Annotated in this window: 13 protein-coding genes; 8 read left to right on the top strand and 5 right to left on the bottom strand. The window is 62.3% G+C overall.

The genetic code is table 11. The features are described 5' to 3' along the window. Window positions 1-3: 3 nt before the first annotated feature. The 4 genes from AC5P7F_RS17080 (at window position 4) to AC5P7F_RS17065 (ending at window position 3,738) form a co-directional block, all read left to right on the top strand. Window positions 4-924: an NAD-dependent epimerase/dehydratase family protein gene (locus AC5P7F_RS17080; RefSeq protein ID WP_014645848.1), complete on the top strand. Its 921-nt coding sequence runs from the start codon at window positions 4-6 to the stop codon at window positions 922-924. Between the two features lie 206 nt (window positions 925-1,130). Further along, on the top strand, window positions 1,131-2,438 hold the full coding sequence (locus AC5P7F_RS17075) for a DUF6056 family protein (protein ID WP_014645849.1): 1,308 nt from the start codon (window positions 1,131-1,133) through the stop codon (window positions 2,436-2,438). Continuing rightward, a complete protein-coding gene (locus tag AC5P7F_RS17070; protein ID WP_049405977.1) occupies window positions 2,435-2,806 on the top strand; it encodes a GtrA family protein in 372 nt (123 codons plus the stop codon). The genes AC5P7F_RS17075 and AC5P7F_RS17070 overlap by 4 nt, the downstream gene beginning before the upstream one ends. Then, window positions 2,803-3,738: a glycosyltransferase family 2 protein gene (locus AC5P7F_RS17065; RefSeq protein ID WP_032957905.1), complete on the top strand. Its 936-nt coding sequence runs from the start codon at window positions 2,803-2,805 to the stop codon at window positions 3,736-3,738. Before AC5P7F_RS17070 ends, AC5P7F_RS17065 begins: the two co-directional genes overlap by 4 nt. Before the next feature lie 583 nt (window positions 3,739-4,321). Here AC5P7F_RS17065 and AC5P7F_RS17060 read toward each other — a convergent pair. The 3 genes from AC5P7F_RS17060 to AC5P7F_RS17050 form a co-directional block, all read right to left on the bottom strand. Then, window positions 4,322-5,278, bottom strand: coding sequence for an acyltransferase family protein (locus AC5P7F_RS17060; RefSeq protein WP_251467361.1), 957 nt, complete (start codon window positions 5,276-5,278; stop codon window positions 4,322-4,324). A gap of 204 nt (window positions 5,279-5,482) precedes the next feature. Beyond that, window positions 5,483-6,421, bottom strand: coding sequence for an electron transfer flavoprotein subunit alpha/FixB family protein (locus tag AC5P7F_RS17055; protein WP_046428281.1), 939 nt, complete (start codon window positions 6,419-6,421; stop codon window positions 5,483-5,485). Beyond that, window positions 6,421-7,167: an electron transfer flavoprotein subunit beta/FixA family protein gene (locus tag AC5P7F_RS17050; RefSeq protein ID WP_014035896.1), complete on the bottom strand. Its 747-nt coding sequence runs from the start codon at window positions 7,165-7,167 to the stop codon at window positions 6,421-6,423. Before AC5P7F_RS17050 ends, AC5P7F_RS17055 begins: the two co-directional genes overlap by 1 nt. A gap of 280 nt (window positions 7,168-7,447) precedes the next feature. Between AC5P7F_RS17050 and rfbB the strand changes: the two genes are divergently transcribed. The 4 genes from rfbB to rfbD are packed head-to-tail and all read left to right on the top strand — an operon-like array spanning window position 7,448 to window position 10,849. After that, the gene (gene rfbB / locus AC5P7F_RS17045) at window positions 7,448-8,503 is read left to right on the top strand and encodes a dTDP-glucose 4,6-dehydratase (protein WP_046428286.1); all 1,056 of its coding nucleotides are present in this window, start codon (window positions 7,448-7,450) and stop codon (window positions 8,501-8,503) included. A 14-nt stretch (window positions 8,504-8,517) separates the two neighbouring features. Beyond that, window positions 8,518-9,405, top strand: coding sequence for a glucose-1-phosphate thymidylyltransferase RfbA (rfbA, locus tag AC5P7F_RS17040; protein WP_046428289.1), 888 nt, complete (start codon window positions 8,518-8,520; stop codon window positions 9,403-9,405). Then, window positions 9,402-9,959: a dTDP-4-dehydrorhamnose 3,5-epimerase gene (rfbC, locus tag AC5P7F_RS17035; protein WP_014645857.1), complete on the top strand. Its 558-nt coding sequence runs from the start codon at window positions 9,402-9,404 to the stop codon at window positions 9,957-9,959. Before rfbA ends, rfbC begins: the two co-directional genes overlap by 4 nt. Continuing rightward, on the top strand, window positions 9,956-10,849 hold the full coding sequence (rfbD, locus tag AC5P7F_RS17030; protein WP_046428292.1) for a dTDP-4-dehydrorhamnose reductase: 894 nt from the start codon (window positions 9,956-9,958) through the stop codon (window positions 10,847-10,849). Before rfbC ends, rfbD begins: the two co-directional genes overlap by 4 nt. A gap of 102 nt (window positions 10,850-10,951) precedes the next feature. Here the strand turns inward: rfbD and AC5P7F_RS17025 are convergent, their stop codons facing one another. Both AC5P7F_RS17025 and AC5P7F_RS17020 read right to left on the bottom strand, forming a co-directional pair. Next, the gene (locus AC5P7F_RS17025) at window positions 10,952-12,355 is read right to left on the bottom strand and encodes a mannose-1-phosphate guanylyltransferase/mannose-6-phosphate isomerase (protein WP_046428297.1); all 1,404 of its coding nucleotides are present in this window, start codon (window positions 12,353-12,355) and stop codon (window positions 10,952-10,954) included. An 11-nt stretch (window positions 12,356-12,366) separates the two neighbouring features. Then, window positions 12,367-13,713, bottom strand: a complete 1,347-nt coding sequence (locus AC5P7F_RS17020; protein ID WP_014645860.1) for a phosphohexomutase domain-containing protein — start codon at window positions 13,711-13,713, stop codon at window positions 12,367-12,369. Window positions 13,714-13,734 lie beyond the last annotated feature (21 nt).

Raw genomic sequence — 13,734 nt, 5'->3', positions numbered from 1 at the left:
TGCATGAGCGCGTTGGTCATCGGTGGCAATGGTTTCATCGGTTCACGACTCGTCGCCGCGCTGCGTACGCGTGGTGAAGAGACGGCGGTGCTGGATCGCTTCCCTGCCCGCACGGACATGGACTGGGCTGGTGTGCGCTACTTTCAGGGCGATTTCCACGACGCTGATGTACTGGAGCAGGCGCTGCAGGATGTCGATTCCGTGTACCACCTCGCCAGCTGCACTGTGCCGAGCACTGCTGATGCTGATCCGATCGCTGATATCGAAGGCAATCTAATCGGTACCCACCGTTTGCTGGAGGCAATGCGCGTACGGGGCGTGCGTAGGCTCTGCTACTTTTCCTCTGGAGGAACGGTGTATGGCAACCCCGACACCCTTCCCGTTCCCGAAACGCACGCGCTGCGACCGATTTCCTCCTACGGCATCGTAAAGGTCGCCATCGAGCACTATCTGACGATGTTCCAACGTCAGGGTTGGCTGGATCCGGTGATCATCCGTCCCTCAAATCCCTACGGGCCAGGGCAGTCCACGCGAGGGATCCAGGGCGCAGTGGCTGTATTCCTGGGACGCGCGCTGGCAGGATTGCCTGTCGAGATATGGGGTGACGGGGAAACCGTCCGAGACTACGTGTTCATCGACGACCTCATCGATCTTGCGCTGTTGGCAACGGAGTCCGGAAGGACAGGAGTATTCAACGCGGCGTCTGGTAATGGCATCAGTCTGAATGAGCTCTGCGCGGCAATTCGGGTAGCTTCGGGCAGGGCATTGCCTGTGCAGTACAAGCCTGGTCGCACGTTTGATGTGCGATCCATTGTTCTCGACGTCCAGCGCGCCAAGCAGTTGCTGGGCTGGACACCAAAGATCGCGCTGGCGGAGGGGTTGATCCTCGCCTGGCGAAGCATGCAGGACGCGACGGGCAGCTAGATTCGCTTGAATCTCCGCGACGGCGTCGCACGGAGACGCAGGTGAATGTGCCCAGCAAGCAGTCGTGTGGCTTCATCGAACACAACTCAGTGTGAACTGAATCTGGCCTCCAGTCCTCGTATCGCTCGTCTTCAAGTGCGATTCCCTTCCCAACTGCAGTCTCGACGAGCGAGTCTGCGGAATTTTTCGAGTATCGGCACAAAGGAATGAGCAGAACAGCGTCCTCCCAAACAAGTCACTTCCCGCTGATAGTGGCTATCTGCGCCGCCCTCGGACTATTCGTGTACGTGGCGACTGCCATGATTTCACCTCTCAACGGCGAGGATTTCGCATTGACGCGGGATATGGCCGGCGTTGCGCCGATGGATCGTTTCGGCTGGATCATTGAACGTTCGTCGGCACAGATTACGCAGTGGAACGCACGTCTTGGAGAGCAGCTCGCAATCCTCTGGCTGAGCGTACCTCGGATCTACTTCGTCCTGGCGACGACAGCCTCGCTGCTGTTCTTCTGTGCCGTGGTTGCCGTGTATGGGCGCAGGCAAACGGATCGCGATTCGTTCCTGCATGGCTCAATCTACGCGCTGGCGATGCTCTGGTTGTTCTGGCCGGGTTACGAAGTTTTTTTCTGGACGACGGCCCAAGCGGCCTACTTCCAGCCAATGATTCTCACCCTTCTGTTGATGTCCTTTTACTTTACCGCCGAGGCGACGCAGAAGCTTGGTGAATCGAACCTCCGCTGTCTTGTTGCGGTCGTACTGGCGTGCCTTGTTGGCCTTTCGTTCGAGAACGTACCGCCTGCGCTGGGTGCGGGAATGGGGCTGGTACTTCTGCTGAGCGGAAGGGCTCGCTGGCGAATACGCGCAATTGTTCCCATCATCGCACTCGCCGCTGCGTGGGGAGTGTTGATGCTGGCGCCCTCCACAGCAATCCGTCGTGCCGCATACGCAGCCATGTATCCAGCCAACCTCGGTGTTGGTCACGTGCTTGAGCGGTCCCATAGTGTTTTTGGCACGTTGGTGAGTACAGGCTGGCTGCTCGTGTTGGCAGGGACGGCGGCTAGCGTTTACCTGTGGCGCGTGCACGGATGGCGGCAGCAGGTGGTGCTGGCGTGGACGGTGTCCTCTCTCACTGTGCTCAGTGTCATTGCCGCGCCCTACACGGAGCCTCGTGCCTTTATTGTTCCGTGGGCAATCTGGTACATGCTCGTTGTCGCCGCTGTCATTCGACTGGTGTCGATCAGTTGGTTCCGCTCGGGTGCAGCGATTGTAGCCGTTGCCAGTCTTTACCTTCCGCTGCAGGCGAATCTCTCATATGTTGAGTTTGCGCGCAGCCTGGAAGAGAGAGATTCCTACATACGAATCATGTCTAGGACCGAGCGCTGCCAGCAAGGCATTGATGTCGGGCATGCTACTAAAGCATATTCTTATAAGTATCTGAACAGTCGCGAAGCCTGGTTCGTCGCAAATCCTGCTTACGTAAGCGCCTACTACGGTTGCAAGGTGCTGCCGCAATGAGCAGTCGCCGATGGATGCCATTCCTGCGATATGCGGTCACTGGTGGCCTGAATACTGCCGTGCACTGGATGATATTTGTGCTTCTGGTATGGCTGGGTAACCCACAGTCCATCTCCAACCTCTGTGCGTTCCTGGTGGCGGTCACATTGTCTTTCTTCCTGAATGCTCAGTGGACATTCAAGACCCGGACCAGCATCAAGCGGTATGTGGTGATGGTTCTGACAATGGGGACGCTCAGCTTCGTTCTGGGTGCCGTCGCAGATGCGCTCTCACTGCATCCGATCGTTACAATGGTCGGGTTTTCTGCCGTAAGCTTGGTGATTGGTTACCTTATTGCAAAGTTCATTGTTTTCCGGGAGGTCCCTTGAAAATCAGTCTTGTCATACCGGTCTTCAATGAACAAGAGGCCATCCCCATCTTTTACCGGGCGGTACAGATGCTGCCTGGACTTGAGGGGCATGATCTCGAGCTTGTTTTTGTAAATGACGGCAGCTCCGATGGAACCGAGTCGGTCATCACTGCGCTGGCGGCGGCGGATCCCAAAGTCACGCTGATCAATTTCTCGCGTAATTTCGGTAAAGAACCAGCATTGCTGGCTGGCATACACGCAGCGCGTGGCGATGTCGTCATCCCGATGGATGTCGATCTCCAGGATCCACTGGAGTTGCTTCCCGCCATGGTCGAAAAGTTCAAGGCAGGTGCCGATGTTGTACTCGCACGGCGCGTTGATCGCGGTAGCGATGGCTTCCTCAAGCGAAACAGTGCCAACTGGTTCTACAAATTGATCAATGCGATTTCAGAAAGTCCTGTAGAGGCAAACGTTGGTGACTTCCGCCTGATGTCCAGGCCTGTCGTTGAAGCGATCAAGCAACTGCCCGAGAACCGGCTGTTCATGAAGGGCTTGTTGAGTTGGGTTGGCTTTTCAACCGACTTTGTCGACTACTCACGACCCGAGCGCTCTGCCGGTGTCTCGAAGTTCAATGGTTGGAAGCTGTGGAATTTTGCGCTTGAGGGAATCACCTCGTTCAGTAGCGCGCCGTTGCGCGTGTGGACGTACGTCGGCAGCACGATTGGATTTTTCTCGATTGCCTACGGGGTCTGGATTGTGATCGACAAGCTGCTGCATGGGAACGCAGTGCAGGGTTACTCCTCTTTGATTGCAGCCATTCTCTTTCTCGGTGCCGTCCAGTTGATTGGAATTGGCGTCCTCGGTGAGTACATCGGGCGTATCTATTCCGAGGTGAAGCGTCGTCCCCGCTACATCGTCCGCAGCACAGTGCAGCATGAGAAGAAGGACTGAACGGATGGAGGCTGGCGCGTACCGTATGTGGGTAGCGGGACTGTTGGTGAGCCTGGTCGGAATAGCCGGGTGCTCAGAACAGGTGCCCGAGGTGACAGTTCCGGCCGGGATGGTCCACGGCGAGCGGGCAAGCCCCTCCGCCGTCATCCAAAAGCCGCATGTCGCGCAGGGCTGCAATCTTGAGACCGTCAATGGGCAGCCCGTCGCCTCGTTACCGGTCCAGGCGTCAAACGGTCAGATTGCATTGAGTGGTTGGGTCGCGGGCCAGATCGATGATCGTGGCGAGCTGGTCGGCGAGACTTCGCTGGTGTTTTCTGCGGGTCCCGGAACCACGGAAATTAACGTCGCCGGAGCAGATGTTCATCACCGTGAGGATGTTGCGCGTTCTCTCGGAGAGCCTGCGTTGTCCGCGGCAGGATTCGAAGCTCTCCTAGATGGATCAAAGCTGTCGCCGGGCACATACGCCCTCACGCTGAAGCGAGGCTCTTACGTATGTGCCCAACCATTCAGTCTGCAGAGGGGCAATTGAAGTCTGATCCTGCACGCTCCGCGGGCCACTTCCTGCACAGCGGATTCACTTGTTTTATGAGGTTCGCGTGAGCCTGCCCCCGCGCAGCTTGTCGTACAGACGTTGGCCAGGTACTTCCACGAAGTAATATGTGAAAGCTGCCGTCACTACCACGCAGGCGAGCGTGACCAAAGCTGCAGTGGCAAATGCGAGTCCACCGTGTCCGATGTGCGCATCTATTTGCGCGTAGATGCCATGCATCTGCAGGAGTTGGATCAGCGGGAACTGCACCAGATAGGTGCTGTAGCTTACAAGGCCAAGCCAGCGGGTTACCTTGTTGTCGAGCCATCGCGGGAAACCCGCTATCGACATGCCGACCATCAAGGGCGCTGCAATCGAAAGCAGAACTTCTTCTGGCAGGCCGAACGGTGCGTGCAAGGAATAGATGGTGCATGCCAGCAGCGCCAGGAAAGCAACACCTACGGCTTGGCGCTGCATTGCATTGCGTGCTGTCGGCATGCCGGCACGGCTGAGATGTAGGATAAGGAGGCCGAGAACGAAATATTGGCTGTGGACCAGTACGTTGAGTGATGCGAACTCGTTCAGTTGGCCATCAAAGCTGTCCTGCAGGTAGCGCTTTGAAAGTACTGCAATCGGGCATAGCACTACCCACGCGAGTGCTGCCGACTTGACTGTCCTGATGGTCGAAAGCAGCAGCGGGAACATGAAGTAGAAAAGCCATTCGATACCGATGGACCAACCGCCGCCGACGAGGCCGCTCTGCTTGCCTGGTACAAGCGTAAACAGGAAGCTTCCTGACAGCATGAAGTCGAGCAGAGGTGGCATCGGTTGATCCATGGCCAGCCGAAAAGCCACGCCTGTGAGGATCATGAAGTAAAACAGCGGAGCGATTCGGAAGAATCTTTTCTGGTAGAAGACCTTGATCGCTTCGGTACTGCTCATGCGTGAATAGTAGGCATGACCGATAGCAAACGCGCTCAGCACGAAGAACACGCGGACGAAGAAGTCCATCCTTCCGGTAATGGCCGCAGCCGTCTCATTGATCGGGATGCCCGAAAGACCACGCCGAGCGCCGCCAATCCGCGGAGGACGTCCGGCCCGTGGATGCGGTCTTGCATCTGATTGTTCATAGTAAGAAGTGAACCCGTGAAGGAGAAAAGGGCCGGCTGAACTTCAGCCGGCCCTTGGATGGCGAAAGGCCTCTGCGCTGAGTCGTCAGAGCGCCTTTTCCAGCTCCGGCAGGATCCCAAACAGATCGCCCACCAGACCGATATCGGCGATCTCGAAGATTGGCGAATCCGGATCCTTGTTGATCGCCACGATCGTGCCGGCATCCTTGATGCCGGTCAGGTGCTGGATGGCGCCACTGATGCCGACGGCCACGTAAAGTTCCGGGGCGATGATCTTGCCGGTCTGGCCGACCTGCAGGTCGCTGGGCACGTAGCCGGCATCAACCGCAGCGCGCGAGGCACCGACGGCGGCACCGAGCTTGTCGGCCAGCTGGAAGATGACCTTGAAGTTCTCTTCCGAACCGACACCACGGCCACCGGAGACCACGCGCTTGGCGCTCTGCAGGTCCGGGCGGTCGCTGGCACCAGCGGCGAGGCCGACGAAGCGGGTGTGGGTCGGCAGGGCAGCATCGACGCTGGCCGCCTCGATGGTCGCGCTGCCGCCCTGGGCGGCTTCCGGCCACGAGGCGGCACGCACGGTGGCGACCACGATCTGGTCGGCCGGGGCTTCCACGGTGATGATCGCGTTGCCGGCGTAGATCGGGCGCTTGAAGGTGTGGCTGCCTTCAACGCTCATCAGGTCGGAAACCTGGTTGACGCCCAGCAGGGCGGCCACGCACGGCATCAGGTCCTTGCCGAAGGTGGTCGACGGGCCGAACACGTGGGTGTAACCCTTGGCCAGCTGCGCGATCTGCGGTGCCAGCACCTGGGCGATGGCCTGCGCGTTGGCAGCGTTGGCCACGGTCAGGACCTTGGCGACGCCAGCGATCTTCGCGGCCTCGGCAGCCACGGCAGCCGGATCGGCGGCCAGCACCAGCACGTCGATGCTGGCGCCGCTGATGGCGGCAGCAGCGCTGACGGTCTTGGCGGTGGCGGCGTTGAGCTTGCCGTCGTGGTGCTCGGCGATGACGAGAATCCTGCTCATTACAGCAACCCCTTCTGCTTGAGTGCGGCAACCAGTTCGGCCGCGTCCTTGACCATCACACCCTTGCTGCGCTTGGACGGCGCGGCGTACTGGGTGGTCTTGAAGGTGTCGGCGGCTTCAACGCCGAGGTCGGCCAGCTGCAGGGTCTCCAGCGGCTTGGCCTTGGCCTTCATGATGTCCGGCAGCTTGATGAAGCGCGGCTCGTTCAGGCGCAGGTCGGTGGTGACCACGGCCGGCAGATCGACTTCCAGCGTTTCCAGGCCGGCGTCGACTTCGCGGGTCACCGTGGCCTTGCCGTCGGCAATGTCCAGCTTGCTGGCGAAGGTCGCCTGCGGGCGCCCCCACAGCGTGGCCAGCATCTGGCCGGTCTGGTTGGCGTCGTCGTCGATCGCCTGCTTGCCCAGGATCACCAGGTCCGGCTGTTCCTTCTCGATCAGCTTGAGCAGGGTGCGCGCGGCGGTCAGCGGCTGGATGGCCTGGTCGGTGACCACATGGACGGCGCGGTTGGCGCCCATGGCCAGGCCGTTGCGCAGGTGCGCCTGGGCATCGGCCGGGGCGATGGTGGCGACCACGACTTCGCTGGCGATGCCCTTGTCGCGCAGGCGCAGGGCCTCTTCCAGGGCGATTTCATCGAAGGGGTTGGGGGACAGCTTGACGCCGTCGGTGACCACGCCGGAACCGTCCGGCTTGACCTGAATGCGGACGTTGTAGTCCACCACGCGCTTGTACGCGACGAGGATTTTCATCTGGTACGGGGTCCTTCAATAACGGAGAGAACGTCCGGTCCTCGCACAGCAACCGGTTCGGGGGTGGGACCCCGATTCTAGCTGGCTTGAGGGGACCATGCGAATGCGTATGGTCCTGTAGTGATGCTGCGCCGCCGCATGGCTTTGGCGTGAAGGCAGCTTTCTGATGTCATGTTCACGTCATGCAGGCAGTCGTGAAGGTTTCCCCGATGTATCCTGTCCCGCTATGTCGGGCACCGTGGGTGCCTGTGGACGTCATCATTGAACAGGAGATCAGGTAGTGCCCACATGGCTTGTCACCGGCGGTGCCGGCTTTATCGGCGGAAACTTCGTCCTCGAGGCAGTTGCCCGTGGCATCAAGGTCATCAACCTCGACGCCCTGACCTACGCCGGCAACCTGAAGACCCTGTCCAGCCTGGACGGCAACCCGAACCACGTGTTCGTGCAGGGTGACATCGGCGACGGTGCTCTGGTGACCCGTTTGTTGGCCGAGCACCAGCCCGATGCGGTGCTGAACTTCGCCGCCGAGAGCCACGTCGACCGTTCCATCGATGGCCCGGGTGCGTTCATTCAGACCAACGTAGTGGGCACCCTGGGGCTGCTGGAAGCGGTGCGCGACTACTGGAAGGCGCTGCCGGCCGAGCAGGGCGCCGCCTTCCGCTTCCTGCACGTGTCCACTGACGAGGTGTACGGCACCCTGGGTGAGACCGGCAAGTTCAGCGAAACCACGCCGTATGCTCCGAATTCCCCCTATTCGGCGTCGAAGGCCGCTTCGGACCACTTGGTCCGCGCCTTCCACCACACCTACGGGCTGCCGGTGCTGACCACCAACTGCTCCAACAACTACGGTCCGTACCACTTCCCAGAGAAGCTGATCCCGCTGGTGATTGCCAAGGCGCTGGCTGGCGAACCGCTGCCGGTGTACGGCGATGGCAAGCAGGTGCGCGACTGGCTGTTCGTGTCCGACCACTGCGAAGCGATCCGCACCGTTTTGGCCAAGGGCCAGGTGGGCGAGACCTATAACGTCGGCGGCAATTCGGAAAAGCAGAACATCGAAGTGGTGCAGGCGATCTGCGCACTGCTGGACCAGCGCCGTCCGCGCGAAGACGGCCAGCCGCGCAGCAGCCAGATTACCTACGTCACCGACCGCCCCGGTCATGATCGCCGCTATGCGATCGATGCCTCGAAGCTGAAGAACGAGCTGGGCTGGGAACCGGCCTACACCTTCGAACAGGGCATCACCTTCACCGTTGACTGGTACCTGGACAACCAGGAATGGGTCAACGGCGTGCTGGACGGCAGCTACCGTCTGCAGCGCATCGGCACCGCAGCCTGAATCCAGGAGATTTCATGACCCAGCGCAAAGGCATCATCCTGGCCGGGGGCTCCGGCACCCGCCTGTACCCGATCACCAAGGGCGTCAGCAAGCAGCTGCTGCCGGTGTACGACAAGCCGATGATCTACTACCCGCTCAGCGTGCTGATGCTGGCGGGCATCCGCGAAGTGCTGATCATCAACACCCCGCACGAGCAGGCGCTGTTCCAGCAGCTGCTGGGCGACGGTTCGCAGTGGGGAATGGACATCCAGTACGCGGTGCAGCCGAGTCCGGATGGCCTGGCCCAGGCCTACCTGATCGGCCGCGACTTCGTGGCTGGCAAGCCGAGCTGCCTGGTGCTGGGCGACAACATCTTCCACGGCCACGGTCTGCGAGAAGTGCTGCGCAACGCCGACCAGCGCGAGCAGGGCGCGACCGTATTCGGCTACTGGGTCAACGACCCGGAACGCTACGGCGTGGCCGAGTTCGACAAGGACGGCAAGGTCATCGATCTGGTCGAGAAGCCGGAGAATCCGCGATCGAACTACGCGGTCACCGGCCTGTACTTCTACGACGGCAATGCCAGCGACTATGCGGCCGAGCTCAAGCCGTCGCCGCGTGGCGAGCTGGAGATCACCGATCTGAACCAGCGCTACCTGCGCGAGGGCCATCTGCATCTTGAAGCGCTCGGCCGTGGTTACGCCTGGCTCGATACCGGCACCCATCAGTCGCTGCTTGAGGCGTCCAACTTCATCGAGACCATCCAGACCCGTCAGGGCCTGCAGGTGTGCTGCCCGGAAGAAATCGCGTTCGGCAAGGGCTGGATCAACGCCGAGCAGCTGGAAACACTGGCTGCGCCGCTGATCAAGAATGGCTACGGCCAGTACCTGCACAAGCTCGCCCTGCGTGGAGTCGTTCCGTGAAAGTGATTGAAACCAAGTTGCCCGGCTGCGTGGTGATCGAGCCGGCGGTGTTCGGCGATGCCCGCGGTTATTTCTTCGAAACCTGGAACGCCGAGCGCTTCGCCGCGCTGGGCCTGCCGGACCGTTTCGTGCAGAGCAACGTGTCGACCTCTGCGCAGGGCGTGCTGCGCGGCCTGCATTACCAATGGCCGCGGCCGCAGGGCAAGCTGGTCAGCGTGCTGGAAGGCGAGGTCTATGACGTGGCAGTGGATATCCGCCGCGGTTCGCCGACCTTCGGCCAGTGGGAAGCGGTGGTGTTGAGCGCGGAGAACAAGAAGCAGTTCTGGATCCCGGAGGGCTTTGCCCATGGCTTTGCCGTGTTGTCCGAGCGTGCGGTGTTCAGCTACCTGTGCACTGAGGTGTACCTCAAGGACTTCGATGCCGGCGTGCGCTGGAACGATGCAGGCATCGCCGTGGACTGGCCGGTCAGTGCACCGACCTTGTCGGCCAAGGACGAGAACGCACCCTTCCTGAAGGACATTGCTGAAGACCGCCTGCCGGTCTACGTGCCATGACCGTGCTGGTGTTCGGTGGCAACGGGCAGGTGGGCCAGGAGTTGCTGCGCGCGCTGGCGCCGCTGGGGAAGGTGATTGCAACCACGCGCAGCGGCCAACTGCCCGACGGAAGTACCTGTGAAACGGCCGATTTCGGCCAGCCCGACAGCCTGCCGGCATTGCTGGACCGCGTGCAGCCATTGGTAGTGGTCAATGCGGCGGCTTACACCGCTGTTGATCGCGCCGAACAGGACGTCGATGCGGCCTTCGCCGCCAACGCGCAGGCACCAGGCGTGATCGCGCGCTGGTGTGCGGCGCATGGCGTGCCGTTCGTGCATTACTCCACCGACTACGTGTTCGACGGCCAGGGCAGCGCGCCCTACCGCGAGGACGAGCCGACCGCACCGCTGGGCGTGTATGGCACCAGCAAGCGCGATGGCGAGGACGCGGTGCGTGCGGCCGGTGGCCGCCATCTGATTTTCCGCACGGCGTGGGTGTATGCCTCGCACGGCGCGAACTTCCTGCGCACCATGCTGCGCGTGGGCGCCGAGCGCGATGCGTTGCGGGTGGTGGCCGACCAGATCGGTACGCCGACGCCGGCGGCGCTGATCGCCGATGTCACCGCGCAGGCACTGCAGCATCCGGGCCAGCTGTCGGGTACCTGGCACCTGACCGCCAGCGGCCGGACCAGCTGGCATGGCTTTGCCGAGGCCATATTTGCCGAGGCGTTGGCCAGCGGTGTGTTGGCCAAGGTGCCGATGGTCGAGGCGATTCCCAGTTCCGAGTATCCGACCCCGGCCAGGCGCCCGGCCTGGTCGGTGCTGGACAACCGCAAGCTGCAGCAGGATTTCGGCGTCGTGCTGCCGAGCTGGCAGGATGGCCTGAAGCGGGTGATGGCGGAGCTGGCCTGACGGCCGTAGCGCCGGGCCATGCCCGGCGACGCAGCGCTGCCGGGCCGATCAGGAACGGGTCAGAGCCCGTTGCGCAGCAACGGGATCCGACCCGGACAAACCTCAGCTGCGCCCGTAGGTATCCTCGAACCGCACGATGTCATCCTCGCCCAGGTAGCTGCCGGACTGCACTTCGATCAGTTCCAGCGGCAGCTTGCCCGGATTGCGCAGGCGGTGGGTCACGCCCAGCGGAATATAGGTGCTCTGGTTCTCGCTGAGCAGGATCACCTCGTCACCACGGGTCACTTCAGCGGTGCCGCTGACCACGATCCAGTGTTCGGCGCGATGGTGATGCATCTGCAGGCTCAGCGTGCCGCCGGGCTTGACCGTGATCCGCTTGACCTGGAAGCGCTCGCCGTTGTCGATCGAATCGTAGGCACCCCACGGGCGATAGACCTTGCGGTGCCAGGTGGCCTCGCTGCGGCCTTCGGCCTTCAGCTGCGCCACTACGGTCTTGACCTCCTGCATGCGGTCGGCCTTGCCGACCAGCACCGCGTCGTCGGTTTCCACCACCACCACGTCATCCAGCCCGACCAGCGCCACCAGGCGCTGTGCGTAGGCATAGGTGTTGCGGCAGTCGATGGCGATCACGTCGCCCTGGTGGGCGTTGCCATCGCCGTCCTGCTGCGAGACATCGCGCAGCGCGGTCCACGAGCCGACATCGTTCCAGCCGGCATCCAGTGGAATCACCACGGCATCGGCGGTCTTCTCCATCACCGCATAGTCGATCGAATCGGACGGAACGGCAGTGAAGGCCTCCTTGTCCAGGCGGGTGAAATCGGCATCGCGACGCGCCTGCTGCCAGGCCCGGCGGCTGCCGGCGAGCATGGCGGGCTGGAAGCGTTCCAGCTCCTGAAGGTAGCGCGAGGCCTTGAACAGGAACATGCCGCTGTTCCAGTAGTACTGGCCGCTGCTGACGTAGCGGGTGGCGGTGCCCAGGTCGGGCTTCTCGACGAAGCGCTCGACCGCGCGCAGGCCCTGGCCATCGGCGGCCTTGATATAGCCGTAGCCGGTTTCCGGGCCGGTCGGCACGATGCCGAAGGTCACCAGCTTTCCGGCTTCGGCGGCAGCGGCGGCAGCCTGGACGGCGCTGCGGAATGCAGTCTCGTTGTTGATCACATGATCGGAGGGCAGCACCAGCAGCAGCGCGTCGCCGCCGTCGCGGGTGGCTTCCAGCGCGGCCACCGCGATCGCCGGTGCCGTGTTGCGGCCGACCGGCTCAAGGATGATCGCGGCTGGCTCGGCGCCAACCTGCTGCAGCTGCTCCGCGGCTACGAAGCGATGCTCTTCGTTGGCGATCACCAGCGGTCCACGCGCGGCGATCGGCGCCACGCGCTTCCAGGTAGCCTGCAGCATCGTCAGTTCGCCCGCCAACGGCAGGAACTGCTTTGGGTACGCCTCGCGCGACAGCGGCCACAGGCGGGTACCGGATCCACCGGACAGGATGACGGGCTGGATGCTGCTCATGCGTTCCTCGGTTACTGCTGGATGAGGCGGGAGATGTCGTCGGTACGTGCCTGCATCAGTGTGGCATCGCCCCGGGCTTCAACATTCAGGCGCAGCAGCGGCTCGGTGTTGGAGCTGCGCAGGTTGAAGCGCCAGTCGCCGAAGTCGGCACTGATGCCATCGGTGTGGTCCAGCGTGGGCGACTGCGCTGCGAAGTGCTCCATCACGCGTGCGACGGCGGCCTTGGCATCGCTGACCTTGAAATTGATTTCGCCGCTGCACGGGTAGGCAGCCATGCGGTCTTCGACCCAGTCGGCCAGCGAGCGCCCGCTTTCGGAAACCAGCTGGGCGATCAGCAGCCACGGAATCATGCCCGAGTCGGCATAGGCGAACTCGCGGAAATAGTGGTGGGCGCTCATCTCGCCACCGTACACCGCGTCTTCGGCGCGCATCTTTTCCTTGATGAAAGCGTGGCCGCTCTTGCACTGCACCGGTACGCCGCCGGCCTGTTCGACCATGTCCACGGTGTTCCAGACCAGGCGCGGGTCGTGCACGACCTTGCCGCCGGGATTGCGCGCCAGGATTGCCTTGGCCAGCAGGCCGACCAGGTAGTAGCCCTCGATGAAGCGGCCGGTATGGTCGAAGAAGAAGCAACGGTCGAAGTCACCGTCCCAGGCAATGCCGAAATCGGCACCGTGTTCGCGCACGGCGTCGGCGGTGGCGGCGCGGTTCTCCGGCAGCAGCGGGTTGGGAATGCCGTTGGGGAAGCTGCCGTCCGGCTCGTGGCAGATGCGGATGAACTCGAACGGCAGGTGCGGCGACAGCAGGTCGACGATGGCCCCGGCACCGCCGTTGCCGGCGTTGACCACCAGTTTCAGCGGTCGCAGCTTGCCAGCGTCGACATAGCTCAGCAGGTGCTGGATGTACGCGCTCTTGTCGTGCTGCGCGCTCTGCGCGGCACGCGGCGGCTGTGCCGCGGACGTATCGGCGGCAACCGCATCGGAAATCGCGAACAGGCCAGTATCGGAGCTGATCGGTCGTGCGTTTTCCTTGACCAGCTTCATGCCGTTGTAGTCCATCGGATTATGGCTGGCGGTGACCATCACACCGCCGGCCGCGCCCAGGTGGTCGGTCTGGAAATAGACCTCTTCCGTGCCACACAGGCCGATGTCGATCACCTCGCGCCCGGTACCGCGCAGACCTGCGGCCAGTGCATCCTGCAGCGCGGGGCTGGTCAGGCGCACGTCATGGCCCAGCACCACCGGGCCCGGCGCAAGCTGCGCCGCCAGGGCAACGCCGATGCGGCGGGCCAAATCTTCGTTCAGTTCTTCCGGCACGCGGCCGCGGATGTCATAGGCCTTGAAGGCGGGCAGGGGCATTGATCGGGATCCTTGGGTGGC

The sequence above is a fragment of the Stenotrophomonas sp. YJH_SMC_105-26 genome, from assembly GCF_059368915.1.
Note: the sequence above shows the minus strand (reverse complement) of the source record. Positions and strands in the feature narration are given on the sequence as shown.

Coding starts and splice junctions, on each gene's coding strand:
- AC5P7F_RS17080 (WP_014645848.1), top strand. CDS start 4: ATGAGCGCGTTGGTCATCGGTGGCAATGGTTTCATCGGTTCACGACTC.
- AC5P7F_RS17075 (WP_014645849.1), top strand. CDS start 1,131: ATGAGCAGAACAGCGTCCTCCCAAACAAGTCACTTCCCGCTGATAGTG.
- AC5P7F_RS17070 (WP_049405977.1), top strand. CDS start 2,435: ATGAGCAGTCGCCGATGGATGCCATTCCTGCGATATGCGGTCACTGGT.
- AC5P7F_RS17060 (WP_251467361.1), bottom strand. CDS start 5,278: ATGGACTTCTTCGTCCGCGTGTTCTTCGTGCTGAGCGCGTTTGCTATC.
- AC5P7F_RS17055 (WP_046428281.1), bottom strand. CDS start 6,421: ATGAGCAGGATTCTCGTCATCGCCGAGCACCACGACGGCAAGCTCAAC.
- AC5P7F_RS17050 (WP_014035896.1), bottom strand. CDS start 7,167: ATGAAAATCCTCGTCGCGTACAAGCGCGTGGTGGACTACAACGTCCGC.
- rfbA (WP_046428289.1), top strand. CDS start 8,518: ATGACCCAGCGCAAAGGCATCATCCTGGCCGGGGGCTCCGGCACCCGC.
- rfbD (WP_046428292.1), top strand. CDS start 9,956: ATGACCGTGCTGGTGTTCGGTGGCAACGGGCAGGTGGGCCAGGAGTTG.
- AC5P7F_RS17025 (WP_046428297.1), bottom strand. CDS start 12,355: ATGAGCAGCATCCAGCCCGTCATCCTGTCCGGTGGATCCGGTACCCGC.
- AC5P7F_RS17020 (WP_014645860.1), bottom strand. CDS start 13,713: ATGCCCCTGCCCGCCTTCAAGGCCTATGACATCCGCGGCCGCGTGCCG.